At 35.5% G+C, this 11,814-nt stretch carries 10 protein-coding genes; 6 read left to right on the forward strand and 4 right to left on the reverse strand.

All coding sequences use genetic code 11. From position 1 onward, the window contains the following. Positions 1-157: 157 nt before the first annotated feature. From NI461_RS13200 to NI461_RS13215, 4 genes are all read right to left on the reverse strand, one after another. The gene (locus NI461_RS13200) at positions 158-1,600 is read right to left on the reverse strand and encodes a capsule assembly Wzi family protein (protein ID WP_253157572.1); all 1,443 of its coding nucleotides are present in this window, start codon (positions 1,598-1,600) and stop codon (positions 158-160) included. 146 nt (positions 1,601-1,746) lie between these two features. Beyond that, on the reverse strand, positions 1,747-3,933 hold the full coding sequence (locus NI461_RS13205; protein WP_253157575.1) for a polysaccharide biosynthesis tyrosine autokinase: 2,187 nt from the start codon (positions 3,931-3,933) through the stop codon (positions 1,747-1,749). An 18-nt stretch (positions 3,934-3,951) separates the two neighbouring features. Then, positions 3,952-4,380: a low molecular weight protein-tyrosine-phosphatase gene (locus tag NI461_RS13210; protein ID WP_253157578.1), complete on the reverse strand. Its 429-nt coding sequence runs from the start codon at positions 4,378-4,380 to the stop codon at positions 3,952-3,954. After that, entirely contained in the window at positions 4,380-5,480 is a 1,101-nt protein-coding gene (locus NI461_RS13215; RefSeq protein WP_253157581.1) for a polysaccharide biosynthesis/export family protein, read from the reverse strand. Before NI461_RS13215 ends, NI461_RS13210 begins: the two co-directional genes overlap by 1 nt. Before the next feature lie 317 nt (positions 5,481-5,797). On the opposite strand from NI461_RS13215, the gene tviB reads away from it, so the two are divergent. Genes tviB through NI461_RS13245 form a run of 6 tightly spaced genes read left to right on the forward strand, consistent with a single transcriptional unit; the run spans position 5,798 to position 11,742 of the window. Next, positions 5,798-7,075: a Vi polysaccharide biosynthesis UDP-N-acetylglucosamine C-6 dehydrogenase TviB gene (gene tviB, locus NI461_RS13220; protein WP_253157583.1), complete on the forward strand. Its 1,278-nt coding sequence runs from the start codon at positions 5,798-5,800 to the stop codon at positions 7,073-7,075. After that, on the forward strand, positions 7,072-8,295 hold the full coding sequence (locus NI461_RS13225; protein ID WP_253157586.1) for a hypothetical protein: 1,224 nt from the start codon (positions 7,072-7,074) through the stop codon (positions 8,293-8,295). Before tviB ends, NI461_RS13225 begins: the two co-directional genes overlap by 4 nt. A 4-nt stretch (positions 8,296-8,299) precedes the next feature. Beyond that, positions 8,300-9,331, forward strand: coding sequence for an EpsG family protein (locus NI461_RS13230; RefSeq protein WP_253157589.1), 1,032 nt, complete (start codon positions 8,300-8,302; stop codon positions 9,329-9,331). Between the two features lie 2 nt (positions 9,332-9,333). After that, entirely contained in the window at positions 9,334-10,371 is a 1,038-nt protein-coding gene (locus NI461_RS13235; RefSeq protein ID WP_253157592.1) for a glycosyltransferase, read from the forward strand. Positions 10,372-10,384: 13 nt separating this feature from the next. Then, the gene (locus NI461_RS13240) at positions 10,385-11,236 is read left to right on the forward strand and encodes a glycosyltransferase family 2 protein (protein WP_253157595.1); all 852 of its coding nucleotides are present in this window, start codon (positions 10,385-10,387) and stop codon (positions 11,234-11,236) included. Between the two features lie 23 nt (positions 11,237-11,259). Then, complete coding sequence (locus tag NI461_RS13245; protein ID WP_253157598.1) at positions 11,260-11,742, forward strand: hypothetical protein; 483 nt, start codon at positions 11,260-11,262, stop codon at positions 11,740-11,742. The last annotated feature ends 72 nt before the right edge of the window (positions 11,743-11,814 follow it).

Raw genomic sequence — 11,814 nt, forward strand, 5'->3', positions numbered from 1 at the left:
TGACTTTGGTCGGTCGGAAGCAAAATGCTAGCTCATCTTGCTTCCTTCCAATAATTTAATCTCTGTTGCACTTCATTTGAGAATCCAAGTTTTAATCATGGTTAGAGAATGTCTAGACACAATGATTGCCCAACCAAAATTATATTTTGCCAAGAGCCTAGTAGGAAAATAAACCTTTTTCTAAAGGAAATTCAATCCCAATTGAGGCACCGCCATCATTGCCATGGAGGTCTGAATCACTGATCCAGCCATTTAATTTCAGGGGAATATCGGGGCGTAAATAATGGGTCCAGCTCACATCAACAGCTTTTAATTCATCCTGCGCTGGAAAAGCTAAATTGGTAGTTCGGTTAGATTCATTCAACTTGGCAAACAGCACCCGAGCATTAACCCGGTTGAGGCGATCGAAACGAATATCGCCGCCTACTGAAATCATTTGACCATCCCCACCCATGGCATGTGCCAAGGGATAACCATGCTGATAAAACCCATCTTTATATACACTGTGATTATAGGAAATACCTCGGGCTTTGCCATTGGTACGGGTATCCGCCCATTCGGTATATAGCTGGAAGGGCATATTCTTATAGCTAGAAGAATAATCGACCCCAGCCAAATACATTTTTTTTGCTGGTAAGCCACCGGCTTCATCTTCACCAATATATTGTGCATACATCCCGATTGGAACATGCACCAGCGGTTGTAGATTTAAGCGCGCATCAAAACCGGCAATTTGATTGGATGGATCAGGTTCACCTGTGCCGCCATTGTCTTTATTACCGACAAAAGCATCCCAAAGTGAGCTCAGGCTTTCAGGTCGTCCTTCACCTCCCCACTGAATAGCACGCGATGCACCCAGCTCTAAATAGGGTAAAGGTTGTGCGGTGACACGTAAGCCAATTAATTTAGCATCAGGTACAGCATCGTAGTCATTTAGTTGTCCGGCAAAGGCTTGATATTGCCAAGGCCCAATCCAGGACAGCCATTGGTTGGCAAAAGCATTCTGCTCGGCACGCTGCATGGTCACACCATATACCGGACGACTGGCATCACCCCGAATTAAGCTGCCATCATGACCGGGTCCCCAGTAGGTCGGAATTTGTCCAGCAATCAGCCATTGATTCCATAATTTACCTGCAATATAAGACCCTTCAACATTCACATCTTGATCATGATCAATCTGCGGATCTTTTTCTGCATTCACGCGAAGTCTGGCATCCCAATTCTGATTGCCTGCATTTAATTCTAAACCCGCTTGGTATTGAGCTTTTTGCTGGTCGCCAAAGGCTTGAGGAAGATGTTTTTGATCTGTCTCTGCAAACAGGGATGCTTTGAGTAACTGGTTACTGGCATTCAAATGAGCCATAACAGAATCAATGACTTTTTGCTGATTATTATTGCTGATTTGTGCCTGAGAAAGCGCGCGTTGAATTTCATCACCACTCATTGGCCAGGTTGACGTGCTGATTTGAATCACACCTTGCTGATTTAACCAGTTTAAATCGGTGCGCAGGTCTTGGTCATTTAAAACGATGCCTTGGGCAAAGGTCAGTGAGGAGCTTAATGCCAAGCTGGCAAGCAGTGTTTTTGATTTAAACATTCTTGTATATTCTCAGGAGTTTTAAACTGTAACCACGATAGGGTTTTTAGTTGATTTTTTCAACAATGATCATTTGGAATAAATGTAATAGAGGATGATTTCACACCTTGCTTCAAGCAGGATGTGAAATCTAAGTTTAGACTGAATTAGTCCTGGTCTTTATTTGCGGTATAAGCATAGGCATAGTTATAACCATAACTATAACCACCATTGGCTTTTTGTACATCATTCAGAATGACACCATTGACTTTGACATTGGCCTGTTCAAAGCGATTCACCGTGATCTCCAGTTCTTTGATTTGTGTTTTGGCATGACGGGCAACCAATAAATTTACACCCGCATATTGCGCAATAATAATCCCGTCAGTCACTGCAAGCACAGGTGGGGTATCAATCAGGATATGATCAAAACTGGCCGAGGCCTGATCCAGAAAAGCTTTAAAATGTGCTGTACTTAAGAGTTCAGACGGATTGACTGGACTTTTACCACGTGTCACAAAGAACAGGTTTTCCACGCTTGCACTTTGAACGACATCGTCGTAGTTATTTTGATGATTCAACAATTCAGCTAGACCTGGTTGTACCTCGGCATTAAAGTACTTATGTAAATAGCCACGACGCATATCACCATCTATCACTAATACCCGTTTCCCCCCTTGTGCCAGAATCGTGGCCAGGTTCACGGCAATAAAGGACTTACCGATTTCAGGCGCAGGGCCACTCAGGGCAATAATATTATTCTCGGCACTGCTGAGGGCAAAGTGAATCGCAGTACGCATACTACGCAGGCTTTCAATGGCAATATCACCGCTATCCTTCACCGCAAGAATTGGAATATGCTTTTTCTTCTTCAGAAGTTTGATACGACTCTCTTGAATCAGTGAACGAGGAACAGTGGCATAAACAGGCAGATCCAGTTCGTTTTCAATTTGTGCTGCATCTTTGATCCCTGAACGCATCATATTGCGCAGCAGAGCAAGCAGTGTTCCGAGAAAACCGCCCAGGAAAATTGATAAAATCAGGATCTGAAGCTTTTTCGGTTTAATGGGTTCAATGGGCGCCACTGCAGTATCGACAATCCGTACATTCCCAATTTCACCAGCTTTGGCGATATTCAGCTGTTGATAGGAATTGAGCAGCGAGGTATATAACTGCTGTTTGACTTCTACTTCACGGTAAAGCTGTAAATAACGACGCTGCAAGTCCGGGAGTTGCTTTAAGGTGCTGCTGAGTTGTTCAATCTTTTTATTGATTGCGCCTAACTGGGCATTCATTTGCTGCATGACCGGATGTTCTGCCGTATAACGTGCAGACGCTTCAGCGACTTTCTGTTCAAGTTCCGCTTTTTGAGTTTCTAACGCAATGCTTTGAGTTAAATATAATTCAGATTCTTTGGTTACATCGACGGTATTATATTGCTGACGGAACTGGTTGAATTCACGTTCTGCAACATCCAGTTCTTGACGTAACTCGGGAAGCTGCTCATCCAGAAATTTTAAGGTTTGAGCTGATTCAGCAGAGCGGCGTTCGATATTCTGCTGGCTATAAGCCGATAAAATAGTATTCAGGACTTGGGTAATATGCTGTTTGTCTTGACCCTGATAGCTCAGTCCCAGTACACCGGTCATTTTACCTTTTTCGGCCACCGAATAATTATTCAACAGCGTTCGTACCGCAGCAGGCAAGCTCTGCTTTTGGATATAATAACTCGCTGCTGGATGATCCTGACTATAAATTGCTACTTTCCATAGGCCATAGGCCGACTGGGACTGGCTGAGCTGGTTCAGTGGAGCTGAAAAAACAGTCTCGTCTGTATCTGGATCAGTCAGGCTATATTGGTTATTTTCGAACTTTAACAGCAGGTTTTTGTCCCTAAAGTAGGCAGGGACCTGAAACTGGCGTACATCAAAGCTTTGCTGATTGTCCTTGAAAAGAACAGATTTTTTGGAATATTCAACATCATATTCATGTTTTTTTAGTAAGCGATTCCAGGTGTTATCTTCTGCACTTGCAATCACCACGTCTAAATTGAGGTCGTTGATTACTGAACCTAAAACCAGACGGGATTTTAGAATTTCAATTTCTGCCTGAGCGGGGGACTTCTGCTCAATCATAGTAGATAAATCACCCAGTAGTGCAGCAGAAGCGCCTTTACTGTCTTCCACCTGTACCAGCGCATCTACCGCATAGGTGTTGGGGGTAATTCTTAAATAGAAGAGTGCTGCAATCAAGCTCAGCAGTACACAGAGGGCGATCAGTTTCCATTGAGCAATTAAAGAGAAAAATAACTCTTTTAAATCAATAGTATCTTCAGTATTGGTATTTTGGCTCATAATTGTCATTCAAAAAAATTAAATATGTTTTTTCCAGTCAGCAACGCATTGCTGGATTTGCTGACAGGTGCTGTCAAAAAATGCCTGATCATGTTGATAAGGATCGGCGATATCTTTTGACTGCCAATGTCCCAAACGGAAAGTTTTGCCTTTGGCAGAAGGCCAGGTTTTTTCAATATGCTGTTGCTGGTTTTTGCTCATGACCAAAATCAGATCCGCCTGTTTGACCATCTCGCTATTCAGCTTTCGGGCAACATGACTCTGCATATCAATGTCAAAACCCTGCATGCAGTGTTGAGCCTTTGCATCAGCCGGATAGCCGACCATGCCTGAGATTCCTGCTGAATGAATAGTCAATTCAGGAAATTCCTGTTTTAAAAAAAACTCCGCCATAGGACTACGGCAAATATTACCAATACACACGACGAGAATATTACGAAACTGCATTATTGCCCCAGACGATCAAGATTATACAACGCATTTGAGAATGGAATAATCTGGTTCACGACACGTTGCCAGCGTGCCAAACCTGATGCATCGACATAGACAATATCATTGCTGCGCATTTTAAACTGGTTGGCCAGACCAAAGTCACCAATACTGCTCAAATCTAGATGATAGATTTCGGTCATGGCATGGTCTGAGGCACTACGCACCACATAAATTTTGCTGCGACTTGCAGAAAGTGGATTTAAGCCCAGGCTTTCCCCAATCACATCACTTAGGCTCATGCCCTGATCCCGCATTGGGAGAGACTGATTTTTACCAGATTCACCCATGACATAGACTTTCTGGTTTTCACGGCTGTTCACATACAGGGTGTCATTGGGTTGAATCAGCAGATTGTGCAGAGACAGACCTGCTTTTTCCAGTTCCACTGTATTCAAGTTATAGGTACGCCCTTGACGTACCAGGCTGATTGAGGCGTTATCGCCTTGCTGGGCATTTACCCCACCTGCCATACCCAGTGCAGTATAGACACTGACCGGCTGATCACTGAGATAGAATTGACCGCCCTGCATCACATTGCCTTGTACTGAAAAACGCTGACCTTGATAAGACAAGACCCGTACAATGACATCGGGGGTTTTTAAATAGCGTGCAAGCTGGCTGCGCAGTTCTGAATTCACCTGAGCAAGTGACTTGCCAGCAGCCTTGTAGCGACCAATAATCGGAAACTGGATATAACCCTGTGAGTCAATCTGATAACCATTCGACTCGACTGCTTTTTCATTGCTGATGGTATTGGTAGGAGGGGTAATTTCAGGATAGGCCCATAAATAAATAGAAAGAATATCGCCAGCGCTTAAACGGTAGTTTTTATGCGGTGTACTAAATAAGGCGGTCAAATGGGCTGGACTGGCTTGTGCGGGCTGAAGCGCAAATAAATTATCTTGGGTCAGTCGAATGACATTCACTCGAGTGCCGGCCTCGGTCTGATAGATACCTTCACTCGGCAGGTCAGAAGTTTGTAAGCCAGAGGTGACCGCACAGCCAGTGGTGGCAATGCCACATGCCAATAAAATAGCCAGTTGAAAGTGTTGCACACGAAATTCCATTATTAAATTTTTTAAAAAGTTTTAAATAAATTGCGGCTATTTTACCGAACTTGTCAAATAGGTATATAGCATTTTGTAATCAATTTTCCTGTTTGATCAAACCCTTCGGGTGAGCATAATAATGAGAAAAGTGAGTATGGCGCTAAGTGAAATTGAATTATGTGAATTTTCACAAAAATCCTACATCATAATTGGCTTTTCAACAGGGTGGATATAAAACGTCATAGAAATTCCTTGATTTTCTGCTAGTATTCCTGCCGAAAGATTTAATCTTCATAAGTACAGTACATTAATAAGGCGTTGAAATGCTATCTATTGCAGATTTAAAAATTGCGGTGATTGGTCTAGGTTATGTGGGCTTGCCACTTGCAGTTGAATTTGGGAAAAAAGTACCTGTGGTCGGTTTTGATATCTACCAAAAACGAATTGATGAACTTAAAAGTGGCCAAGACCATACCCTCGAAGTTTCCCCAGAAGAACTCAAACAGGCAAATCAGCTCAGTTATTCAGCAAATTTAGAAGATTTAAAAAGCTGTAACTTTTTTATTGTAACTGTGCCTACCCCTATTGATGAATTTAAACAGCCAGATTTAACGCCACTTGTTAAGGCTTCGACCAGCATTGGTCAGGTGCTTAAAAAAGGCGATGTGGTGGTTTATGAGTCTACTGTCTATCCGGGTGCAACTGAAGAGACCTGTATTCCGGTTCTGGAACAGGTATCAGGCCTGAAGTTCAATCAGGACTTTTTTGCCGGTTATAGTCCGGAGCGAATTAACCCGGGCGATAAATTGCACCGAGTGACCAATATTCTGAAAATCACCTCAGGTTCTACCCCTGAAGTCGCTGAATTTGTTGATCAGGTGTATAACCTTGTGATTGAGGCAGGTACACATAAAGCGACCAGTATTAAAGTGGCTGAAGCGGCAAAAGTAATTGAAAATACCCAGCGTGATGTCAACATTGCCCTGATTAATGAACTGGCCGTTATCTTTAATAAAATGGGAATTGATACCGAAGCAGTATTGCAGGCTGCCGGTACCAAATGGAATTTCTTGCCATTCCGTCCAGGTTTGGTCGGTGGACACTGTATTGGTGTCGATCCATACTATTTGACGCATAAGGCTCAATCATTGGGTTTACATCCTGAAATTATACTTGCGGCACGTCGTTTAAATGATCGAATGGGGGAATATGTTGCGACACAATTAATTAAAGAAATGGTAAAAAAACGCATTCAAGTAGTTGGCTCAAAAATTTTGGTGATGGGATTAAGTTTTAAAGAGAACTGTCCAGATATACGTAATACTAAAATTGTAGATATGGTTAAAGCTTTAAAAGAATATGAGCTTGATATAGATATCTATGATCCTTGGGTAAATGTCGATGAAGCATTTAATGAATATGGTATTCGTCCCCGAGAAGATATTAAAATTAATAATTATGATGGAATTATAGTTGCTGTATCTCATAAGCAATTTTTAGAGATGGGAATCAAAAATATTATAAAATTTTCTAAAGAGAAAAGTGTAATTTTTGATTTAAAAAGTAACTTTGAAATATTGGAAAACGTAATCCGTTTATGATCAACATATTTCAAAGTAATTTAAGTAAAAGTATTAAGTATATTTTAAGTCAAAAGTTGATTAAAATATTGATTAATTTACTTGTTTTTTTAGTATTAGGTATTATCCTAGAGCCTGAGATATATGGGATATATAGTCTTCATTATGCTTATGCCCTATTGGGTTGTGCAATAGTATCAGGTGGATTAGATGAGTTAATAATGAAAAAACTCTTAGATAGTAATCCACCTACACTTTTGGAGATGATTTTTTTAAAGTTTATTTATCTTGCAATTTTTATTTTACTTACTTTAGCTTTTTTTGAGTCACTTTCTGAAAAATTTATATATTTGGTGGGGGTGGTTTTTAGTATATTTATTATATCACATGCTAAAATTGAATCTCAGGCAAAAGGTAAAAATTTATCTATATATGTAATTTTGATGACTTTATTTTTTTCACTAATAAAGATATATTTTATTGGTAAAGTAGAAAATCAAATTTATTTTTTGGGTTTGATTTTTGCCTTAGAAAATATTTTTATATCTTTTGTTCCTTTTTTATTTTTAATAAATAGAAAAGAAAATAAAATTAATTTAATGAGATTCTTAGAGTGTGTAAAGTCCTGTTTGCCCTTATGGTTATCCTCAGTTTTATTTATATTAAGTGCTAGAGTTGATTATTACCTATTAAATAAATACTTTGATGTGTCTACATTAGGCACATATTCCTTAGTAAGTAGACTTATTGAACAATCTTATGTTTTGCCAAATATTATATTTAGTTCAATGATGGTAATGATTGTATATAAAAGTAATAATAATCAAAGAAATGAACTTTACATGTATAGGATGGCTTTTTATGGTGGTCTATTACTAGGGATACTAGTTTTTATATTCTCTAGCATCATACTTTTTGTTAAAAATATTTTAGATATTTATTGGTATTTAATAGCTTTTTTTCTTAGTTTATGCATTCCATTTGCAAGTTTAAGAGTGGCAAATAGTAAATTTATTATAATTGATAATATGAATTCAGTTTATTTAAAAAGGACAATTTTAACATTTTTATTTAGTATCATTATAAGCACTCTTATGATAGATAAATTTGGAGTAATTGGTTTGTCTATTTCTGTATTGATGACAATTTTTTTCTCTAGCCTACTATTTGATTTAATCTCTACTGATACAAGGAAATATTTTAAAGTGAAAATAGCAGCAATATCACTATTAAAGGAATAGGTGAATGTTACCATATATTCTTTTGGCTATTTATTTATTAATTTGTATCTTATTGTCATTCATTCTAAAAAGAAAAAAATCTATATTATTAATTATAGGTTTATCACTATTTTGTGCTTTAAAAGGTATAGAGGTTGGTAGTGATAATTATATGTATGAAACAATATATGAAACACTTTCGGATTATAAATCATCAAGATTTTATGGAAGTTTAGAATTTGGATTTATATATCTAGGATATATGTTTAATAAAATTGGGCTTAGTTATTTCTATTTTGTATTTTTTCTAACATTTTTATATCTTTATTCATTTAATAAGCTTAATAAAAAACTATCAGAAAATTATTATTTAAGTTGGATAATATTTTTATTTTTTGCACATTATACTTTCATTTTTAATGGTCTTAGGCAAGCTGTAGCCATAGGTTTGTGCTGGTTAAGTTTATATGCTTTTTTAAATAGGAAAATCTTATATACGATTTTACTAATCTTTGTTGCCTTGATGTTTCACACTAGTGCAGTGATATTTTCAATTGTTATATTGTTTTTTTATATAAAATGTATTTATAGGAAATATTTTTCTATACTTTGGACTGTTTTTTTTATATTTGGCATTAACTTAATATTTGGTTTTGCCGGGCAAATTAATGAAAGATATGAGGGTTATGCAGAATTTAAATCGGAAGATACTGGTGTTGGAGCCTTATTTTTCTTATTTTTTAATCTCATTACTTTATTTTTACTTTCTAAGATTTTAAAAATTAAGAATGAAAGTTTTTATATAATGTTAAATATATTATATTTAGGCTTTGTGATTGTTTTTAGTTCTTTTTTATACGGATTTTCTGCTTCAGGATTAATGAGGCTTAGTAGATATTTTGTTTGGACATTAATTTTTCTTTGGCCTATTATTTTTTTAAAGATTGATATGAAATATAGGCCCTTATCTTATCTAATTTTCACTCTCTTTGCTTTTTTTTATTACCTATTGGCTACGTATAGCTATGGTGAACTTGTTCCTTATTATATAGGATAATTATGAATATTTTACATATTGTTGGATCTCTTGACGTAGGTGGTGTAGAAAAATGGCTATTAAATCTGTGTGAAAATCAACATAAAAATAATATATATATATTGTGTAATTCCTCTCGGGATGAGGAATTTAAACTGGAAAATCGATTTAGAGATTCAGGCTGTATAATTATTAAAACTAAATTCAGTAATAACTTTGTAAAGGATTTCTTGAAATTTAAAAACATTATTTTGAGTAAAAATATACAAGTTGTTCATGCGCATCAACATACTTATAATGGCATTTATATGCTTTACGCTAGTATTTTAAAAGTAAAAAAAAGAATATCACACATGCACTCGATGCGAAGTGAAAAAAGACTCCATAGAATTCTATATAAAAATATTATGTTATATTTAATTAAAAGATTTTCAACTAATTTGATAGTAGTATCTAAGCAGGTAGGTGATTACTTTTTCAAAAATAATAAAACTAAAGTGATTCATTGTGGTTTTGATTTAAGTAATATTGATAAATTTAAAGAAATTTACTCTAATGAGAAAAAATTAATTCAAATTGGCCGATTAGTACCTGAAAAAAATTTTTTATTCTCCTTAGACGTCTTTTATGAGTTATTAAAAATTAATAAAGAGTATGAATTTTATATAATTGGAGATGGACCAGATAAAAATAAGATTATTAATAAGATTAATGCGTTAGGTTTAGAAAAAAACGTACATTTACTTGGTTATAGAGAAGACGTTATTGATTTATTAAATAATCATAAAGGAATTGTATTATTTCCCTCTTTATGGGAGGGTTTAGGTTTAGTTGCTATCGAAGCTCAGATCAGTGGAAGACAGTGTTTATCTTCTAGTAATGTACCTATTGAAACTAATATTGGTGGAAATACCTTCTTGAAAGGTTATGATGTCAGCCAATGGTTATATGAAATTATTAAAATATCAAATAATAAAAGTAGATTAAATGAAAATTTATCTAATTTTGATATATTAACTAATATAAGTGATCTCGAGAAAATTTATGAGTGTTTCGACTAAGAACGTCTGTATTATGATGCCTGCATATAATGCTCAAGAAACTATAAGTAGAGCATTAAAATCTTTACAATTTCAGTCTTATTCTAACTGGAATTGTATAATTGTTGATGATGGTTCGACTGATGCAACTGTTAAAATTGTAGAGGAATTTATTGTTAATGATAATAGGTTTAAAATTGTTAAAATGGAAAAAAATATGGGAAGAGGATTTGCTAGAAAACTAGCCCTCTCCTATTGCTTAAAAAATGATTGTGACTTTATTGCTATGTTGGATGCAGATGATTGGTATTATCCAAATAAATTGAAAAATCAAGTAGACAAATTCATCAAAAACCCTGACATAGATGTAATATCTTGCCGTATGGCGGTAGTTGATAAAAATTCTAATATCATTGGTGTTCGAGGTAATGTTAATAATCCAGTAAGTACTTTTTATCAGCCTAGCAATGTTCCAATGCCTCATGCCTCTACTATGTTTAGAAAAAGCATTGTTGGTGAAAATACATATGATACAAGTTTAAAATATGGTCAGGATATGGATTTTTTGAGAAGAATTCTTTTAGATAGAAAATACTTACTAATTAATGAAATTGGCTATGTTTACGAAGAGGGTTATTCAAACAATTTTCTAAAATCTTTTCTAAGCTATTTTTACAGTGCTAAATCTTATTCTAAATTTTTTAAAAGATTTAAATTATTCATTAGCTTGAAGATTATAACTGAATATTTGAAAGCTTTTAGGTTATTAGCTTATTATATTCTTGGTAGATATGAAACAGCAATTCAAAATAGGTCTAAAAAACCAAATCAGCTTGAAATTTTAGAATTTTTAAAAGCTAAAAAATATTTAGATGAGTTGAAATAAAAGTGAAAAAAATTTGTTTTATTATGACTGATGCTATTTCTTTTAATGGCTTATGCAGAAATCAATTGGAATTTTTTGATAAAAATATAGATATTGATATCACCTTACTCTGTGGTGGGAGCGACAGTGATTTAGATAAACTATATAAAAGAAATGTAGGGAAAGTATTGCACTTTCCATTATATAGAAAACCTAATATAGGAAAAGATATATTCTGTTTATTTAAATTATTTTTTTTCTTTTTATTTAATCGATTTGATCTTATTGTTTATTCTACTCCTAAAGCTTTGTTGCTCACTTCACTTGCAACTTTTTTTACATTTCAGAAGAATCGCTTAGCAGTTGTACAAGGTCGAGTATATGAAAATGAAAAGGGTTTAAAAAGAAAAATATTTCAAATTCTTGATAAATTCACGTTTCTGTTTTCAAGTAAGGTGATCTTCGTTTCTGAATCGGTTATGCGCAAATCTATTGAGGAAAAACTACTTAACCTGAATCCTGTTTAAGCCAACTATTCGATTACTCGAATGGTTGGCTTATTTCTGTGGCTCAATTGATATGCGCACAATGAAGCATAA

Origin of the sequence: Acinetobacter sp. S4400-12, from assembly GCF_024129495.1 — a bacterium.
GTDB classification, from domain to species: Bacteria; Pseudomonadota; Gammaproteobacteria; order Pseudomonadales; family Moraxellaceae; genus Acinetobacter; species Acinetobacter lwoffii_C.